This is a genomic window from Kitasatospora sp. NPDC002543 (genome assembly GCF_053594915.1).
This window is the reverse complement of record NZ_JBSFWR010000001.1, coordinates 51,657-69,887: the sequence shown is the minus strand read 5'-3', so window position 1 is coordinate 69,887 and position 18,231 is coordinate 51,657. Positions and strand designations below refer to the sequence as shown.

Here is an 18,231-nt window from a genome sequence, read left to right as displayed (position 1 = left end):
CACGATGGGCGGCATGCCGCTCAACGACCTGCCCTGGTGGCGCTGGCGAGCCCGACTGCGCTCGGCGCTGCACATGCTGTCCGACCCCGGTTTCCAGCAGGACACCTGGCTGATCGGCCGGGAGGGCTACGGGGACGTGACCGACGCCGTCTACCGGCTGGTCGAGGACACCTGGCTGGACCGCTGGTCGGCCGAGAAGTACGTCGGAACGATCTTCCGTGACACCGCCGAGGCCGCGCTGGTGGACGTCGCGGTGCTGAGGGCCGTGCAGATGCTGCACGAGGTCGGTGCGGACGCGCCGGCCTCCGCCTACTTCGGGCACCCCGGCTGGCCGGAGACCGTTCGGGCCGCCCGCGAGGCGCACGTCGCGATGGCCGTGGGCGACGGGGACGACCCGGACGCGCCGCCCAAGTCGCTGGACGTGCTGCGCATCCTCACCCGGGTCTGAGCCGCCGGGCACCCGCCGCCCGCCGCCCGCCGTCCCGCCCGCCGTCCCGCAGTGCGGGCAGCCGGGCGGCGGGCGTCCGGGATGTGACACGCTGGACCATCCACCCACGTCACGACCTCAGAACGGGATACCCCCAGTGGAACAGCAGCCGGCCGGCGCCCAGTACGTCCTCACGCTGTCCTGCGCCGACAAGCAGGGCATCGTCCACGCTGTCTCCAGTTACCTCTTCATGACCGGCTGCAACATCATCGACAGCCAGCAGTTCGGGGACGGCGACAGCGGGCTCTTCTTCATGCGGGTGCACTTCTCCGCCCCCGAGCCGGTCACCGCCGACAAGCTGCGGGCCAGCTTCGCGGCGATCGGCGCCTCCTTCGGGATGGACTGGCAGATCCACCCGACCGAGCAGAAGATGCGGATCGTGCTCATGGTCAGCAAGTTCGGGCACTGCCTGAACGACCTGCTCTACCGCACCCGGATCGGCGCCCTGCCGGTGGAGATCGCCGCGGTGGTCTCCAACCACACCGACCTGCGGGACCTGACCGAGAGCTACGGCGTCCCCTTCCACCACATCCCGGTGACCCGAGACACCAAGGCCGAGGCCGAGCGGCAGCTGCTCGACCTGGTCGCCAAGGAGAACGTCGAACTGGTCGTGCTGGCCCGCTACATGCAGGTGCTCTCCGACCAGCTGTGCACCGAGCTGTCCGGCCGCGTGATCAACATCCACCACTCCTTCCTGCCGAGCTTCAAGGGCGCCAAGCCGTACCACCAGGCGCACGCGCGCGGCGTGAAGCTGATCGGCGCCACCGCCCACTACGTCACGGCGGATCTGGACGAGGGCCCGATCATCGAGCAGGAGGTCGCCCGGGTCACCCACGACGTCAGCCCCGACCAGCTGGTCGCGCTCGGCCGGGACGTCGAGTGCCAGGCGCTGGCCCGCGCGGTGAAGTGGCACAGCGAGCACCGGGTGCTCCTGGACGGGACCCGTACGGTCGTCTTCGGGTAACCGGGGCCGGGGAGCGCCCTACGGCCGCGACAGCAACGGGAGCGCGTGCAGCACCTCGCGGACCGCGGCCCGGTCGCCGTGCGCGCCGACCGGCAGCCGGTCCGGGTCGCGGTGCGCGGCGGCCAGCTGGCACAGCTCCAGGCCGTCCAGCACCATCGAGGCCACCGGCTCCGCGTCGGGCGGGCCGTCGGGGCGGCCGTCGCCGCCGTCCAGGGTGATCAGCCACTCGCCGCCCGCCGGGCCGTCGACCATCAGCCGCACCCGCCGGGCGGTCCGGACCCCGCCCTCCGGCGCACCACCCGGCGAGACCGGCACCCCGGCGTGTTCCGGGCGGGCCGCGCGCAGCCCGGCCAGCGCCCGGGGCAGCAGCCGGACCACCAGCTCCACCATCTGCCGCAGGTGCTGCGGCGCCGGCGGCGCGTACGGGTAGGCGACCGCCCGGGCCACGTCCTCGCCGTGCACGAAGCACTCGAAGGCGCGGTCCACGAAGGCGTCGCGCAGCGGCAGCACCGCGTAGCCGTAGTCGACCGGGGTGTTGCCCTGCGGCGCGAGCGCGGCGCTGCGCACCAGGTCGTGGGTCTGCCGCCGCCAGCGGGAGCGCACCGACTGCGGTGCCAGCCCGGCCTGGTCGGCGACCAGCCGGGCGGTGCGGGCGGTGATCGTGGCGTACGGACCGCCCTGCGGCGGGACGCGCGGCACCGCGGGACCGGCGGCCGGCTCCTGCGGCGGCACCCGCCGCCCGGCCGGCACGGCGGTCGGGCCCGGCACCGAGGTCAGCCCCGGGGCGGCCGGCACCGGGTCGGGCAGGCCGAGCGCCAGCGCCAGGAAGCCGTCCACCGCGGTCAGCCGGCCCAGCACCTCGGCCGGGCGCAGCAGTTCGGTGCCGCCGTGCCACGGCAGTTCGGCCACCTCCTGCCACTCCTCGGGGCCGAGGTCGCGCAGCAGCGCGTCGAGCTTGGCCGTCTCCGCGGTGTACGGCATGCCCCAGGCGGGGACGGGCAGTTCGGGCGGCCGGCGGGCCAGGCACCAGTCGAGCACCTGTTGGCGCAGCGAGCCGGGCTGGTCCAGCGGCTCGTCCAGGGAGAGCCAGCCGGCCGCCTCGCGCAGCCGGGCGGCCTCCTCGGCGCACTCCCGGCAGTCGCGCAGGTGCTGCTCCAACTCGGCGGCCTCGCGGGCCGGGCAGGCGCCGAGGGCCCACGCGCCGAGCAGCGAGCGCAGGGCGTCGTGCTGCTCCTCAGTGCTGCTCACGTCTCCCCGTTCCCGTCCCCGGTTCCGTCCTGGCGGGCGCGTTCGTCGGCCAGTTCGGTGGCCAGCAGCTCCAGACCGAGCCGCATCCGCTGCTTGGCGGCCTGCTCGCTGATGCCGAGCAGCCGGGCCGTCTCGCGGTAGGTGCGGCCGTCGTAGTACGTCACCGCGATGGTCTCACGCAGGGGTTGGGGCAGGGAGTCGACCACGTACTGCATCCGCGCGGCGGTGGCCACGGCGCGGATCTCGGCCTCCGCGCCCGGTGCCCGCTCGGCGGCCCGCCGTGCGCGCAGCCGTTCGACCGCGCGGTGGTGGGTCAGCGCGCCGAGCCAGGAGCGCAGTGTGCCCTGGGCGGGGTCGAAGTCCTCGGGGTGCTCCCAGACATGGGCGAAGATCTCCCGGGTGAGCTGGGTGGCGGCGGACTGGTCGGCCAGTATCCGTCCGGCCAGGCCGTGCACCATCGGTGCCAGCTGATCGTAGAGTTCGCCGAGCGCCGTCTCCTCGCCGCGGGCGAGCCGGCGCTGCAACTGCTCGTCCCAGCGCGGGGTCCGCTCCGGGGTGGCCATCGGGAACCACCCTCCTGAACGGGTTCGCTGGCGTACCCCACGGTATCCCGCGTCCGGGTGGCGCCGGGGGCGATTCCGGCAAGAACGGAACCGTTCCTCGCGGATCGCCCTCTTCATGGTCGTGGCTCCCCGCTCGGCCCCGTCCGCGGGCCGGGTCCCACGCCCGTCGAGCGGTCGAGCGGGATCGCCCGGCGCCGGGGCCGGACCGCCCGGCGGTGCCGTTGTTCGAGAGCCGTTGGACATACGTCGCACGGGTGGTTCGCGAGTGGCGGACGGGGCGCGCGCGGCGCACGGCGGTAGGTTCCCGACTGCGGGACCGGCAGGCCGGCCCGGGCCGGACGATCACCGGTGCGAGGCTCGCGAGAGTGAGCGGGACAGTATGCACCGCCCTGTCGCCCGATCGCCGGAATATGCCCGAAGCGCTTGCTGCGCTCCGTTCTCCCGCCCATCCTGAGGCGTATTCCTGTCGCGGCCGGAGCCCGGCCGAGGAGACGGCGCGGACGAGTGGGCGCGGGCGGACGGATCGGGCGGGCGCCCGGGTACGGCTCGGGTGGCGCCGGGTGACGTGCGAGGGCCCGCCGGCCGATCCGGCCCGATCGGGACTATGGCCGAACTGCGAGTGCAGGTGGTGGAGCGGTGCAGGTTCTTCAGGTACAGCTGGCGGTTCAGGCCGACCCCGCCGAGGTCGGCCGGGCCCGCCGGTGGGTGCGCTCGCGGCTGCTGAACCACGGGGTGGACCCGGACGCGCCGATGGCCGAGACGGTGGTGCTGGTGGTCTCGGAGCTGGTGACCAACGCCGTGGTGCACACCGGCTGTCCGGCCGTGCTGATGCTCTGTCTGCCGGTGGCCGACGCCGGGGAGGATGCCGACGGTCCGCGACAGGGCGGCCGGCCCGCCCCGTTGCGGGTGGAGGTCGCCGACGCGAGCCGGGCCGCCCCGACCCCGCGGCGCGCGGGTGCGGACGAGGACGCGACCAACGGGCGCGGCCTCGAGTTGGTCGAGCTGCTCTGCGAACGCTGGGGCTGGTACCCGGACGGCCCGGGCAAGCGGGTCTGGTGCGAGATCGGCAGCGACGCCCGCCCGGCCGATCCGCTGGCCGACGTGGACTGGGCGGCATTGGCGCAATAGCGGCTTTCGCGGCGGCCGCCGGGCGGTGCCGATCACGGCGCTGATCACCGGCCGAAAGGTGACGCAACCATTCCGAATTTCGGACTACCCATTGACGTGACGTATCCGACTGATCACGCTTGGGTGCGGCGCTCCGTCGCGAGGGGACGCCGAGGGGACGTCCGTCCGTCGCCGTGGTGCTGCTGTCCAGGGGATTCGTGCCAGCAGGGGGGCACCGGGGGCGACCGGCCACGGGCCGCTCCTCGGCGAGTGCGGAGGGTGCGGCGCGGATTCAGGGCTCGCGCGCCGCGGTTGGATGGCGGCCGGCCGTACCGCGCTCGGGGTGCGTGCGGCCTGCCGCCATCCAATGCGGTGCCCTGGTGCGACGAGTTCCGGCCAGCGGCCGGTCGGCTCCCGGGCCTTGCTCAGGAAGCGCGCCGGACGGGGCTGCCGGAAGACGCGGGGCTCTCGGCGCCGGTGCGGCTCTCGGGGGCGGTGCTGCTCCCGGCGTCGGTGCGGTGCTCGGGGACGGCGCGGCTCTCCGGGACGGCGCGGAAGGTGCGCCGGTAGGCGCTCGGCGCGACGTCGAGCCGGCCGCGCAGCTGCAGCCGCAGCGAGGCGGCGGTGCCGAATCCGGACTCCCGGGCGACCTGGTCGATCGTCAGGTCGGTCCGCTCCAGCAGCTGGCGGGCCCGCTCGGTGCGCTGGGTGGTGATCCACTGGCCGGGGCTGGCGCCGGTCTCCTCGCGGAAGCGCCGGGTGAAGGTCCGCACGCTCATCCCCGCCCGGTCGGCGAGTTGGCGCAGGACCAGCGGCCGGTCCAGGTGCTCCAGCGCCCAGGCGCGCACCGCGGCGGTGCCGTTGCCGCCGGACTCCACCGGGCTCGGGGCCTCCACGTACTGCTTCTGGCCGCCCTCGCGCCACGGCGGCACCAGGCAGTTGCGGGCCACCGCGTTGGCCACCGCGCTGCCGTGGTCGCGGCGCACCACGTGCAGGCAGAGGTCCACGCCGGCGGCCACCCCGCCGGAGGTGAGGACGTCGCCGTCGTCGGTGTAGAGCACGTCGGGGTCCAGCCGGACCCAGGGGAACAGCCGGGCGAAGCGCTCGGTGTAGCGCCAGTGGGTGGTGGCCGGCCGGCCGTCCAGCAGTCCGGCGGCGGCCAGGATGAAGGAGCCGGTGCAGATCGACATCAGCCGGGTGCCGGGCCGGATCCGGGCCAGCGCGGCGGCCAGGGCCGGGGTGAAGCAGGCGTCGGCGACGGCCGGACTGGAGTCGGCGGAGGCCGGGATCAGCACCGTGTCGGCCCGCTCCAGCAGTTCGGGCCCGTGGTCGACCACGATCCGGAAGTCGGCGCTGGTGGTGACCGGCCCTCCGTCCAGGGTGCAGGTGGCCACCTCGTACAGCGGCCGTCCGTCCGGGTCCTTGGCGCCGCCGAAGATGCGGGCGGGGATGCCGAGTTCGAAGGCGATCACGCCTTCCAGGGCGAGTACCGCGACCAGGTGTGCCATGCCGTCCCCTCGGGCGTCGGTGGGTCCGGGACAGCGTACTGCGGGCCGTGGCCCGATTCTTGCGAAAGCTGTCATCCGGGCCACTCGCCGGCGCCCGGGCGGCCCGGAACACTCGTTCGCGTGACCGAACGCAGTGTCCTCGCCCCCGCATCCCGCTCCGTCCCACCGGCCCCCGCCGGGCGCCCCCGGGTGCACTACGCCTGGGTGGTGGCCGCCGTCTCCCTGCTCGTCCTGCTCGGCTCGGCCGGCTTCCGCTCCACGCCGAGCCTGATGATGGACGCCCTGCACAACGAGTTCGGCTGGTCGCTCGCGACGATCTCCAGCGCCACGTCCGTCAACCTGGCGCTCTACGGCCTCACCGCCCCCTTCGCCGCCGCCCTGATGGACCGTTTCGGGGTGCGCCTGGTGGTGGTCTGCGCGCTGCTGACCATCTCGGTCGGCGCCGGGCTGACCATGCTGATGCGCGAGCCCTGGCAACTGGTGCTCTGCTGGGGCGTGCTGGTCGGCCTCGGCAGCGGATCGATGGCCGGCGCGTTCGCCACCACCATCACCGGCCGCTGGTTCCGGGCCCGCCAGGGCCTGGTCACCGGGGTGCTGACCGCCGCCGGAGCCGCGGGGAACCTCGTCTTCCTGCCGGTCGGTGCCTGGCTGGTCGAGCAGCACGGCTGGCGCTCGGCCGTGGTCTCGCTCGCCGCCAGCGCCGTCGCCGTCCCGGTCCTGCTGCTGATGCGCGAACGGCCCGCCGACCTCGGCCTGCTCCCGTACGGCGCCACCGAGGCCCCGCCCGAGCCGGTGCGGGACGGCCGCGCCGTGGCCCGCACCCTGCGGGTGCTGCGGGACGCCGCCCGCACCCGGGCGTTCTGGCTGCTGGCCGGCTCCTTCGCGATCTGCGGCGCCACCACGGCCGGCCTGGTCGGCACCCACTTCATCCCGGCCGCGCACGACCACGGCATGCCGGTCACCACCGCCGCGAGCCTGCTCGCCCTGATCGGCGTGTTCGACGTGCTGGGCACGGTCTTCAGCGGCTGGCTCACCGACCGGGCCGACTCCCGGCTGCTGCTGACCGTCTACTACGGGCTGCGCGGTCTGTCCCTGTTCCTGCTGCCGCAGCTGCTGGCCGGATCGCTCCAGCCGCCGATCCTCGCCTTCGTGATCTTCTACGGCCTGGACTGGGTGGCCACCGTGCCGCCGACCGTCGCGCTGTGCCGACGGTACTTCGGCGAGGACGCCCCGATCGTCTTCGGCTGGGTGCTCGCCGCCCACCAGATCGGCGCGGCCGTCGTCGCCGGGCTGGCCGGCCTCGCCCGGGACGCCCTCGGCAACTACGACCTCACCTGGTACGGCGCCGGAGCGCTGTGCGTGGTCGCGGTCGGGCTCTGCCTGGCGCTGGGCACCGGTCGGGGAGACCGGGCGGTGCCTGCCCTCCCGTGACGGAGGGCCCGTGACGGCCGGCCCGCGGCATTCGATCCCGTGGCGGTCGGCCCGGGGGGCGGCGGCCGGTGCGCGGGCGACGGCGGCGTCGCGTGGCCGGGGTGGTGCCGGGCCTCCGGCAGGACCGTCCTACCGGGGGTCTAGGCTCCGCCCCATGGCGCTGATCTTCACCCTGGACCCGAAGCTCGACCCCGACCTGCGGACGGACATCGTCCGGCTCTGGACCGACGTCACCAACGCCGGCGGCGCGGTCGGCTTCGTGGCGCCGGTCACCGAGGAAGAGGTCTGGAACACGGCCGACCGCCAGTTCGCCGGGGTGGCGCCGGACGGCCCGGACCGGCTGCTGGTCGCCCACGAGAGCGGGACGGGCCGCCTGGTCGGCGTGCTGTTCTTCGAATCGATGCGCTTCGACCTCATGGAGCACTGGCGGATGCTCAAGCGGGTCATGGTGCACCCGGACTTCCAGGGCCACGGCCACGGCGCCCGGCTGCTCGCCGAGGCCGAGCGGGTGGCCCGGGAGTGGGGCCTGGAGTCGCTGCGGCTCACCGCGCGCGGCGGCCTGGGGCTGGAGCGGTTCTACGCCCGCGCCGGCTACCGGGAGGTCGGCCGGGTGCCGGCCGCGATCCGGGTCGCCCCCGGGGACGACCGGGACGACATCACCCTGTGGCTCGACCTGCGCTGAAACCCGCCCCGGACGGGTGGAGCGGGCCGGTGCGGGTGCCCCGTGACCCGCCGCGGCCGTCAGGCATGCTTGACTGGAGGACCCGTCCCAGCGCAACGAAGAAGGATGTGTCGAGTGACCAGCAACGGCCCGGAGAAGTCGCACGCCACGCTCCGCTACACCTCCCTGCGGGTCAGCATCTTCCTCGGCTGCCTGCTGGTGGCCCTGCTGCTCGGGCACTTCGGGGTCATCCCGGTCAGCGGTGAGGCCGGCGTGGTCTTCCTCTTCCTGCTGGCCGCGCTCGCCTCCGCGCCGCTCAGCTACGCGCTGCTGAGCAGGCAGCGCGACGAGATGTCCGCGCAGATCAGCGGCAAGGTCACCGGGCTGCGCAGCCGTACCGCCGACCGGATCGCCGCGCAGAACGCCGAGGAGGACGCCGTCGACGACGCCGCCCGCGCGGCTGCCGCCGGCCAGAGCTGACCCCGGCCCCACCCGCGAGCGCAACCGCCGTGCCCGCCGCCCGAGGCTCCGTGCCGTCCGAGCCGCCTGTGCCGTCCGAGTCGCCTGTGCCGTCGCCGGACCCGTCCGAGCGCCGGGCCGCCGGGGAGGGGGCGCCCGCCGAGGCCGCGCTCGGCACCTGGCCGGCCCCCGTCCGGCGGCCCACCGGCCGGGACGTGGCCCGGCTCGCCGGGGTCTCCCAGGCCACGGTCTCCCTGGTCTTCTCCGGTGCCGAGGCCGGTCGACGGGTCTCCGAGGCCACCCGGGAGCGGGTCCGGCAGGCCGCCGACAGCCTCGGCTACCGCCCGCAGGCGGCCGGCCGGCAGCTGCGGCTCGGCCGCAGCGGGATGATCCTGCTGGCCGTGCCGAACCTCCAGGGCCCCTTCTTCGGCCGGGTGCTGGAGGGCGTCCACGAGGAGGCCGGCCGCAACGGCCTGGCCGTGGTGGTCAGCTCCGGCTGGGGCCGCGCCACCCTCACCGAGGCCGCCACCGCGGGCCGCTTCGACGGCCTGCTGATCTGCTCCCCGGACGACAGCCAGCTCGGCGAGCTGCCCGCCGACACCCCCGTCGTCTTCCTGGACGCCGACCCCGGCACCGACCGGGCGCGCCCGACCGTCGAGCTCGACGTGGCCGGCGGGATGCGGGCCGCGGTCGAGCACCTGGCCGCGCTCGGCCACCGCAGGATCGGCCGGCTGCGCTCCAGCCACTCCGCTTACACCTTCCGGGTGCGGCAGGCCGCCTTCGAGCAGGCCGTGCGCGAACTCGACCTGGACGTCGTGGAGCTGGGGGTGAGCCTGAACGAGGGCCACCGGGCCGCGCGGGCCGTCGCGGGCCGGCTGCTGGAGCGGGCGGACCGGCCGCGCGCCGTGGTCTGCGACGACGACGTGGTCGCCTCCGGGGTCTACCAGGCCGCCGCGGAGCTGGGGTTGCGGGTGCCGGAGGACCTGTCGGTGGTGGGCATGGACAACGTCACGGTGGCCGCGCTGCTCGTCCCGCCGCTGACCACCGTCGACCTGCCGGGCGAGGAACTGGGCCGGGCGGGCGCGGCCGCGCTGGCGGCGCTGCTGCGCGGGGAGCGGGTGGTACCGGTCGCGCCGCTGGCTGCGTCCCTGGTGCTGCGCTCCTCCACGGCGCCGGCCGGTGGGGCTCCGACCGCTACGGTCTCGACCGACTGATCACATACCGTCACCGGCGGATGGCGATGGCCCGTCCGGTTTGCCCCGCGCCTGGCCCTTTGACTGCTCCAATCGGGTGAAAAGTGCTCATTTACTCTCGCGTCGTACCTCCATTCGGATTAACGGAGGGTGAGATTCCAGCATGCGGACGCTCCGATCAATACCCTCACCCCCGTCCAGGGCAGGCCGAATGGCCACCGCCCTGGGCCTCTTCGCGGGCACGCTGCTCACCGGCACCCTCACCGCCCCGACCGCCCAAGCCGCCGTCAGCTTCACCAAGACGGTGGACAAGCCGACGGTGGCACCCGGCGAGAACGTCACCTACACCCTGCGCTACACCTGCTCGGTCACCGACTGCGCCAACGGCCGGATCACCGACACCCTCCCCGCCGGGATGGAGTTCGTCGGCTGGACCCCGGACGCGAGCACCGTCGACGTCGCCGGCTCGACCGTCCCGGCGGCCGGCACCGTCGGCGGCACCCTCGACATCAAGCTCCTCACCCTCACCCCGGGGACCACCGCGACCGTCAAGGTCGTCCTCCGGTTCCCGAACTTCACCACCCCCGACGGCACCGAGGCCGTCAACTCGGCGACCCTGACCGCCGACGGCGAGCCCGCGCAGACCGGCTCCGCCACCACCGGTGCCGTCGTCCAGCCCGACTACAAGGTCACCAAGGGCGTGCAGACCAGCAGTCAGGACGGCCGCTCGGTCACCTACCAGTTCAGCGCCTGCTCCACCAGCGGCGTCCCCAACGTCGACCTGGACGCCGCCCGACTGGTCGACACCCTGCCACCCGGCGCCGTCGTCGACACCGGCCGCTCGCCCGGCTGGACCCAGGACCCGGCCGACCCCGACCGCTGGGTGTTCGACATCGGCGCCTTCCGTTCCGGCAACGGCCAGGCCGGCTGCCGCAACCCCGGCGTCCTGGTCGTCAACTACCCCGACCCGGCGTTCCCCAGCGGCACCACCTCCACCAACTCGGTGGTCCTGCAGGGCGACCCGCTCGGCCCCGAGGGCATGCGCGACCTCTCCGACGCCACCGCCCAGTCCCCGACCTTCCAGCCGCCGACCACCGGCATCCAGGTCACCGCCTCCAAGGTCTGGCAGGACAAGGTCGTCTCCGGCGACATCGCCTCCTTCAGCCTCCACCCCGGCAACATCGCCGGCCCCGCCACCCGCCTGGTGATGACCGACCCCGGCGCCGGCACCACCCCCGGCCTCTACAACTGGCTGATGCCGCAGTCCATCCAGCTGGAGGCCTGGAACCCGGCCGGCATCGGCCTCACCCTCCAGTACCGGCTCGACGGCGACCCGGCCTGGCGGACCTTCGCCCCCGGCACGGCGTTCGACGGTTCGAGCAGCCGCCGGATCACCTTCGCCGAAGGCACCGGGGACCCGGCGAACGACGTGCTCGGCATCCCGGCCGGCCGCCGACTGGACGGGCTGCGCTTCGAGTGGAACGGCCCCGTCCCCACCGGCTGGAGCCCCGGCAACGCCGTCCAGGTGCTCGCCCAGGTGGTCACCCCCGGCCACGACGGCCGCACCGCGCCCGGTCCGCTGCACAACTGCGTGGACGTGACGGGCACCGACGCGGCCGGCGCCACCTCCTCGGCGAACGCCTGCGCCGACACCACCGTCTCCGCGGCCACCAACCTGGGCGCCGCCAAGACCACCACCTCCGGCGAGGTCCTCGCCCCCGGCGGCATCGCGACCTTCCGGATCACCCCGTACAACCGCACCGGCCGCACCCTGGGCACCCCGCTGGTGATGTACGACCTGCTGCCGCCCGGCCTCGTCTACCAGGACGGCAGCGCCCGGCCCGACCCCGCCTACCCGGAGGCCGCGGCCCCGCGGTCCGTCCAGGTGCTGCCCGGCCCGGACGGCCGCCAGCTGCTCAAGCTGACCTGGCCGGCCGGCGCGCCCGACATGACGTACCTCAACGACCAGAAGGCCCACCGCACCCTGATCGACGTCCAGGTCGCCGGCAGCGCCAAGCCCGGCACCCTCACCAACGACGTGTACGTCACCACCGAGGGGGCCGAGACGCCCGTCACCTGCTCCTACTTCGGCACCGACAGCGGCGTGCCGGACAGCCGCGACCTGAACGGCGACGGCGACACCACCGAGACCCTGTGCCACGCCTCCTCCAAGGTCGAGGTGCAGGTCCCGGCCGTGCTGCGGTCGTTCAAGGAGGTCAAGGGCGACCTCGACACGGACTACGCCACCACCGGAACCACCACGCCCGGCGGCGGCCTCTCCTACCGGCTGACCGTCCGCAACGACTCGCCCGACCCGGTCACCGACTTCGTCGCGTACGACAAGCTGCCCACCCCGGGCGACTCCTACCTGCTGCGCCCCGACGCCCCGCGTGGCTCCGCCTGGACGCCCTCGCTCACCCAGCCGCTGAGCTCCAGCGACCCGACCGTGGCGATCGAGTACACCACCTCGCCGAACCCCTGCGTGACCGGGGCGATCACCGTGCCCGGCCCGTGCGACGGGAACGCCCGGTGGAGCACCGACTTCCCCGGCCCGGGGACCACCACCTGGTTCAAGGTCAGCCGGCCGGGCACCCTGGCGTCGGGCGGGCTGTTCACCCTGACCTGGCCGATGGTCGCCTCGGTGGACGCCGGCAACGCCGACTTCGCCTGGAACAGCTTCGCCTACACCGCCACCGACTCCACCGGCAGCCCGCTGCTGCCGGCCGAGCCCGCCAAGGTCGGCGTCGGCGTCCAGGCGCCCGTGCCGCCGAACAATGCGCTCGGCGACCGCGTCTGGGCCGACCGCGACGGCAACGGCGTCCAGGACTCCGGCGAGAGCGGGGTGCCGGGCGTCCGGGTGGAGCTGCTGGACGGGACCGGCCGGCCGGTCCGGGACAAGCAGGGCAAGCCGGTCACCACGGTGACGGACGCGGACGGGAACTACCTGTTCGACAAGCTGCCGGACGGGGAGTACGCGGTCCGCTTCGACCTGACGACCGTTCCGGCGGGCGCCGAGGTCACCGTGCGTCACGCGGGGAAGGACCCGGCACGGGACTCGGACGCCGACCCGGTCACCGGGACCACCCAGACGGTGCGGCTCTCGGGCGGGACGCGGGACCTGAGCCTGGACCTGGGGCTGGTGCCGGCGGACGTGCCGACGCCTACGCCGACTGCCACGCCCACACCTACGCCGACGGACTCGCCGTCGCCGACCTCGTCGCCGTCCCCGACGTCCTCGCCGACGTCGACTCCGACGTCCACGCAGACACCTACGCCCACGCAGACGCCGACCCGGACTCCGACGGGCTCGCCGTCCCCGACGGACTCGCCGACGAACTCGCCCTCGCCGACGAGCGGCCCGACCGACGGCCCCTCGGACGGCCCGAGCGGCAACCCGACCGACGGCCCGTCGTCGAGCGGGCCGTTGAGCACCGGTGAGCCCGGCGCGCCGTCGCAGGATCCGCAGCGGCCGTTCCCGGGCCAGGGGAGCGGCGAGCTGCCCCACACCGGTGGGCCCGGCCCGCTGCCGGCCGTGCTCGGTGCCGTGGCCCTGGGCTTCGGCGTGCTGTTCACGGTGGTTGCCCGTCGTCGTCGGGGCCGCCACAGCTGATCATTCGTAGAGGGGAAAGGTAGAGGGGAAGAGACTGCGCCCGCCGGCCAGACCGCTGGCGGGCGCAGTCGTTCGTGGGGTGGGTCAGCCCACCGGTACGGGCTGCGCGGCGGGGGCGAGCGGCGCCGGGTGGAACCAGCGCCGGGCGCCGAACAGCAGCAGCCCGCCGAGCGCGATCCCGCCGACCGCGCAGAGCGCCACCGGGCGCAGCGAGTCCTCGGCGAGCTTGCCGGAGACTGCGTAGCCGAGTGAGTTGCCGGTGGCGAACAGCGTCACCAGCCAGGCGAAGGCCTCGGTGACGGTGCCGGTCGGCGCCAGTTCGGCGACCAGGACGAACGCCGCGGCCAGCAGCGGGGCCAGCATGATCCCGGAGAGGAAGGCCAGCGCGGCCATCGGGTACGGCCCGGGCAGGGCGACCAGCGGCAGGTAGGAGACGGCCATCGCGAGGGCCATCATCCAGGTGCGGGTGGCCGTGGTCTGCCGCCAGGTGACGGTGCCGTAGGCGAGCGCGCCGAGCAGGCCGCCGAGCGCGGCCAGGGCCAGCAGGGTGCCTCCGCCGCCGGGCAGGGTGCCGACGTGGCGCTCGGCGTAGGCGATGAACAGCACGTTCTGCGCGCCGACCGCCCAGCCGGCGCCGGCCAGTCCGACCAGCAGCAGTACCAGTCCGGGGGAGCGCAGCGGCCCGAGCAGTCCGGCGGACTCCGCCCGTTCCGGGGCGCGCCAGGCCCGGGCGGGTCCGGTGGTGGCGACGACCAGGGCGCCGGCGAGTCCGAGCCCCGCGGCCACCCAGAGCGCGGCGAGCGGGCTGAACAGTCCGGAGATGGCGGCGACGGCCAGCGGGCCGGCCACGTAGAGGATCTGCTGGGAGGCCGAGTCGAAGGCGTACGCGGTGTCGAGCTGCTCCTCCTCGACCACGTCCGGCCAGAGCGAGCGCAGGCAGGGCTCCAGCGGGGGCATGGCGAGGCCGGCGATCGCGGCCCCGACGGGTGCGCCGATCGCGGAGCCGGGGGCGAGGGCGAGCAGGGCGTACCCGCCGCCGGCCACCACGGCGGAGGCGAGCAGGACGCGGGGCTGTCCGGTGCGGTCCACGATCCGGCCGAGCACCGGCCCGCCGATGGCGGCGGCGATCGCGTAGGCGGAGGTGGCCAGCCCGACCCGGCCGTACGCCACTCCGGCGTCGCGCAGGGCGAGGGCGATGACGAGGGCGGTCATGCCGGCGGGCAGACGGCCGAGCAGGGTGCCGAGCAGCAGGCGGGTGACGTGCGGGGCGCGGAGCAGGGCTAGGTAGCCCATCGGCGTCCTCTCCGGGTGGGCTGGCAGGGGCGGGGGCGCCGTCAAAGTTATACGTATAACTGCTCGCCGGTCAATCGGGCCGGTCAGTGGATCTGATGGGACGTCAGCTTCGTTCGTGTCCGGAGTCCGGGTCCGCGGCGGGGCCGGGAAGGGTGGGAACCTCAGGTCATCTCAAACAAGTACTTTGAACATCTCAAACCTTTGCTGCTAACGTATCGGCCATGACAGCCTCAGACGCACTGCGGATGCACGGCCCGGGCCCGCTGCCCGGCGCCGCCCGCCCGTGTGCTCTGGCCGGTGCTGTGGACGGTCCGCGCCGTTGTCGCGCGATGTGCTGCACGTCCCCGAGCTGCCGCATGTCCCCGAGCTGTACCGGGGCGGCACGCCCCTGACCGGGGCCGACCCTTTCGTCCGGCCCCGCGCCGTGCCGCCCGCTCCGCCCCCACCTCACCGTCGCAACGCCCTCCCCCGGAGACGCTCCCCCATGTCCACAGCGCCCGAGGCGACCTCGTCGCCGTCCGTGCTCGCCCGCATCCGCAAGACGCCCTTCTGGGTGCAGATCGTCGCCGGCCTCGTGCTCGGTGTCGGCCTCGGCTACCTGGCCCGTGCCGCCGACATCTCCTGGCTCGCGACCACCCTGGAGACCATCGGCAAGATCTTCGTCCAGCTGCTCAAGCTGGCCGTCCCGCCGCTGGTGTTCACCGCGATCGTGGTGAGCGTCGCCAACCTGCGCAACGTGACCAACGCGGCCCGCCTGGCCACCCGCACGCTGCTCTGGTTCATGATCACCTCGCTGATCGCGGTCGGCATCGGCATCGGCCTGGGCCTGCTGACCAACCCGGGCGAGGGCACCAACCTGAAGACCGAGGGCCTCAAGGCGCTCGACTCCAAGGGCACCTGGATCGACTTCCTGACCGGGATCTTCCCGACCAACATCGTCGACTCCTTCGCCAAGGTGAACGTCCTCCAGATCGTCTTCCTGGCGGTCGTGGTCGGCGCGGCGATCATCAAGCTCGGCGCCAAGGCCGAGCCGGTGCTCAAGCTCAGCGAGTCCGTGCTGGAGCTGACCCAGACCGCGCTGTGGTGGGTCATCCGGCTCTCCCCGCTCGGCACCCTCGGCCTGATCGGCAAGTCCGTCGCCAAGTACGGCTGGGACCTGCTGAAGCCCTTCGCCACGCTGACCCTGGACATCTACCTCGGCTGCGCGCTGGTCATGTTCGTCGTCTACTCGCTGGTGCTGCGCTTCGCCGCCGGGCTCAACCCGCTGCACTTCTTCAAGGGCGCCTGGCCGGCGATCCAGCTGGCCTTCGTCTCCCGCTCCTCGGTCGGCACCCTGCCGGTCACCCGCCGCGTCACCGAGCGCCTCGGCGTTCCGAGCGAGTACGCGTCCTTCTCCGTGCCGTTCGGCGCCACCACCAAGATGGACGGCTGCGCCTCGATCTACCCGGCCGTCGCCGCGATCTTCGTCGCCCAGGTCTTCAACATCGAGCTGGGCATCAAGGACTACATCCTGATCGCCTTCGTCTCGGTGGTCGGCTCGGCCGCCACCGCGGGCCTCACCGGCGCGATCATCATGCTGACGCTGACCCTGTCCACCCTGGGCCTGCCGCTGGAGGGCGTCGGCCTGCTGCTGGCGATCGACCCGATCCTGGACATGATGCGCACCGCGACCAACGTGGCCGGTCAGGTCGTCGTGCCGATCGTGGTCGCCGCCCGGGAGAAGATCCTGGACGTCGCCGCCTACAACAACCCGTCCGGTGACCTGTACGACGAGGACGCGAAGCCCGTCGCCGTCGCCGGTCAGGGCGCCAAGGCCGCGGCCGCGGCGACGGCCTGAGGCTCGTCCGGCTCCCGGCCCGGCCGCTCGGCTGGTGGCCGGATGTCCGATCGAACGCCAGAGGGGACGTTCGATCGGCGTGACGGAAAGGGCCCTCTCCCGGTGACGGGGGAGGGCCCTTTTCGCATTCCTCTTCTCCTGCTCCGCACGCGAACTCCGAGCGGAGGTGTTCGAAAAGGCAGGGGGCCCGCCGGATGGGCGGGCCCCCTTGGGTACTGCTCTTGTGCTCATGGTGGCGGCTGTCGGGAGCCGCCGACGGACCCGTGCGGGTCCCGAGCGATCAGATCATCAGAGGATGGTCAGACAGCGCTGACGTTCTCCGCCTGCGGGCCCTTCGGACCCTGGGTGACGTCGAAGGTGACCTGCTGGTTCTCCTCCAGCGAGCGGAAGCCGTTCGCGTTGATGGCGGAGTAGTGAACGAAGACGTCGGGGCCGCCGCCCTCCTGGGCGATGAAGCCGAAGCCCTTCTCAGCGTTGAACCACTTGACGGTTCCCTGAGCCATGCCGTTCTCCTTGCGATGCGTGTCGGGGGCCACACCGTGTGGCACCCGGTCCGCTGCGCTGATCGCCCTGCCTCCGGACGTGTCCGAAATTTTTCGATATTGCTGAAAAACTACAAAAAGCCTGCGGTTACATGCTCCGCAGGCTTCAAGTACTGCAAGGGGAATCAAACTGCAACTGAGGGCAACGCTAGCATGCGGCCGCTGTGACGACCAGAGGTCACTTACGGCGTGGAAGGCGCGTGTCGTAAGGGCGGTGGCGAGTGCGGAAAGCCGCCCGGGCGGCGCGCGAGGGCGTGTCGGGTGGCCGGTGCGAGCCGCCGGGAACAGCAGGCATACGCTGCGTGGAGGCACGAACAGCAAGGGAGCGGCGCAGTGGCAGCACCGGAAGCAAGAACACCGGACGCGCGGACGCGGGAGCCCCGACAGAACACTCCGGTCAGGCCGCGGGTCGGCCACATCCAGTTCCTGAACTGCGTACCCCTCTACTGGGGGCTCGCCAGGACCGGCAACCTGCTCGATCTGGACCTCACCAAGGACACCCCGGAGAAGCTGAGCGACCAGCTCGTCGACGGCACCCTGGACATCGGCCCCATCACCTGCGTCGAGTACCTGCGCAACGCCGACGACCTGCTGGTCCTGCCGGACATCGCGGTCGGCAGCGACGGCCCGGTGATGTCCTGCCTGATCGTGAGCAAGGTGCCGCTTGCCGAGCTCGACGGCCGCCGGGTCGCCCTCGGCTCCACCAGCCGCACCTCCGTACGGCTCGCCCGGCTCCTCCTGGAGGAGCGCGAGGGCGTACGCCCGGACTACTTCAGCTGCCCCCCGGACCTCAGCGCGATGCTCGCCGAGGCCGACGCCGCCGTCCTGATCGGCGACCCCGCCCTGCGCGCCTACCTCGGACAGGCCGCCGACCTCGGGCTGACCGTCCACGACCTCGGCGAGATGTGGAAGGAGTGGACCGGCCTGCCGTTCGTCTTCGCGGTCTGGGCGGTGCGGCGCGAGTTCGCCGAACGAGCCCCGGAGCTGACCGCCGCGGTGCACCGGGCCTTCCTGGAGTCCCGCGACCTGTCGCTGGTGGAGGCCGCCAAGGTCGCCGAGCAGGCAGCCCGCTGGGAGGCCTTCGGGGCGGACGTGCTGGAGCGGTACTTCAGCGAGGCGCTCGACTTCTCGCTCGGCGGGCGGCAACTGGCCGGCGTCGCGGAGTTCGCCCGGCGGGTCGCGCACGACAGCGGGTTCGCCCCGGACGTCGCGGTGCGGCTGCTGGAGCCGGCGGCGCTGCCGCTGGGGTAGTGGGGACGCGGGGCCGGCGCGGGGCTGCGGCGCCGGTGCCCGTCCCGCTCGCCCGGTCCCGGTCCCGGTTTCGGTCC

At 73.7% G+C, this 18,231-nt stretch carries 15 protein-coding genes; 10 read left to right on the top strand and 5 right to left on the bottom strand.

Annotated features, from left to right (window positions below):
* Positions 1–13: 13 nt before the first annotated feature.
* Together ACWD4P_RS00305 and purU are read left to right on the top strand one after the other, a co-directional pair.
* Positions 14–448 (top strand): SCO4402 family protein, encoded by a 435-nt coding sequence (locus tag ACWD4P_RS00305; RefSeq protein WP_449778083.1) that lies wholly within the window; start codon positions 14–16, stop codon positions 446–448.
* Between the two features lie 136 nt (positions 449–584).
* Positions 585–1,451 carry a formyltetrahydrofolate deformylase gene (purU, locus tag ACWD4P_RS00300; protein WP_449778082.1) on the top strand — a complete coding sequence of 289 codons (867 nt, stop codon included), beginning with the start codon at positions 585–587 and terminating at the stop codon, positions 1,449–1,451.
* Between the two features lie 18 nt (positions 1,452–1,469).
* On the opposite strand, the gene ACWD4P_RS00295 is transcribed toward purU, so the two are convergent.
* On the bottom strand, positions 1,470–2,699 hold the full coding sequence (locus ACWD4P_RS00295; protein WP_359820085.1) for a zf-HC2 domain-containing protein: 1,230 nt from the start codon (positions 2,697–2,699) through the stop codon (positions 1,470–1,472).
* Positions 2,696–3,262 (bottom strand): sigma-70 family RNA polymerase sigma factor, encoded by a 567-nt coding sequence (locus ACWD4P_RS00290; protein WP_359820082.1) that lies wholly within the window; start codon positions 3,260–3,262, stop codon positions 2,696–2,698. Before ACWD4P_RS00290 ends, ACWD4P_RS00295 begins: the two co-directional genes overlap by 4 nt.
* A 636-nt stretch (positions 3,263–3,898) precedes the next feature.
* Between ACWD4P_RS00290 and ACWD4P_RS00285 the strand changes: the two genes are divergently transcribed.
* Positions 3,899–4,390, top strand: coding sequence for an ATP-binding protein (locus tag ACWD4P_RS00285; RefSeq protein WP_449778081.1), 492 nt, complete (start codon positions 3,899–3,901; stop codon positions 4,388–4,390).
* 404 nt (positions 4,391–4,794) lie between these two features.
* Here ACWD4P_RS00285 and ACWD4P_RS00280 read toward each other — a convergent pair whose 3' ends face one another.
* A complete protein-coding gene (locus tag ACWD4P_RS00280; RefSeq protein ID WP_449778080.1) occupies positions 4,795–5,877 on the bottom strand; it encodes a GlxA family transcriptional regulator in 1,083 nt (360 codons plus the stop codon).
* Between the two features lie 120 nt (positions 5,878–5,997).
* Between ACWD4P_RS00280 and ACWD4P_RS00275 the strand changes: the two genes are divergently transcribed.
* The 5 genes from ACWD4P_RS00275 (at position 5,998) to ACWD4P_RS00255 (ending at position 13,231) form a co-directional block, all read left to right on the top strand.
* Positions 5,998–7,308: an MFS transporter gene (locus ACWD4P_RS00275; RefSeq protein ID WP_449778079.1), complete on the top strand. Its 1,311-nt coding sequence runs from the start codon at positions 5,998–6,000 to the stop codon at positions 7,306–7,308.
* Positions 7,309–7,462: 154 nt separating this feature from the next.
* The gene (locus ACWD4P_RS00270) at positions 7,463–7,990 is read left to right on the top strand and encodes a GNAT family N-acetyltransferase (protein WP_359820070.1); all 528 of its coding nucleotides are present in this window, start codon (positions 7,463–7,465) and stop codon (positions 7,988–7,990) included.
* A gap of 114 nt (positions 7,991–8,104) precedes the next feature.
* Positions 8,105–8,449 (top strand): DUF4229 domain-containing protein, encoded by a 345-nt coding sequence (locus ACWD4P_RS00265; protein ID WP_359820068.1) that lies wholly within the window; start codon positions 8,105–8,107, stop codon positions 8,447–8,449.
* Between the two features lie 86 nt (positions 8,450–8,535).
* Positions 8,536–9,642 carry a LacI family DNA-binding transcriptional regulator gene (locus ACWD4P_RS00260; RefSeq protein WP_449778078.1) on the top strand — a complete coding sequence of 369 codons (1,107 nt, stop codon included), beginning with the start codon at positions 8,536–8,538 and terminating at the stop codon, positions 9,640–9,642.
* Between the two features lie 190 nt (positions 9,643–9,832).
* On the top strand, positions 9,833–13,231 hold the full coding sequence (locus ACWD4P_RS00255) for an SdrD B-like domain-containing protein (RefSeq protein WP_449778077.1): 3,399 nt from the start codon (positions 9,833–9,835) through the stop codon (positions 13,229–13,231).
* Positions 13,232–13,315: 84 nt separating this feature from the next.
* Here the strand turns inward: ACWD4P_RS00255 and ACWD4P_RS00250 are convergent, their stop codons facing one another.
* Positions 13,316–14,524, bottom strand: a complete 1,209-nt coding sequence (locus tag ACWD4P_RS00250; RefSeq protein ID WP_359820060.1) for an MFS transporter — start codon at positions 14,522–14,524, stop codon at positions 13,316–13,318.
* Between the two features lie 484 nt (positions 14,525–15,008).
* On the opposite strand from ACWD4P_RS00250, the gene ACWD4P_RS00245 reads away from it, so the two are divergent.
* Positions 15,009–16,361, top strand: a complete 1,353-nt coding sequence (locus tag ACWD4P_RS00245; RefSeq protein ID WP_359820057.1) for a dicarboxylate/amino acid:cation symporter — start codon at positions 15,009–15,011, stop codon at positions 16,359–16,361.
* A gap of 299 nt (positions 16,362–16,660) precedes the next feature.
* Here the strand turns inward: ACWD4P_RS00245 and ACWD4P_RS00240 are convergent, their stop codons facing one another.
* The gene (locus ACWD4P_RS00240) at positions 16,661–16,864 is read right to left on the bottom strand and encodes a cold-shock protein (protein WP_316526772.1); all 204 of its coding nucleotides are present in this window, start codon (positions 16,862–16,864) and stop codon (positions 16,661–16,663) included.
* A 372-nt stretch (positions 16,865–17,236) separates the two neighbouring features.
* Between ACWD4P_RS00240 and ACWD4P_RS00235 the strand changes: the two genes are divergently transcribed.
* Positions 17,237–18,154 (top strand): menaquinone biosynthetic enzyme MqnA/MqnD family protein, encoded by a 918-nt coding sequence (locus tag ACWD4P_RS00235; RefSeq protein ID WP_449778076.1) that lies wholly within the window; start codon positions 17,237–17,239, stop codon positions 18,152–18,154.
* The last annotated feature ends 77 nt before the right edge of the window (positions 18,155–18,231 follow it).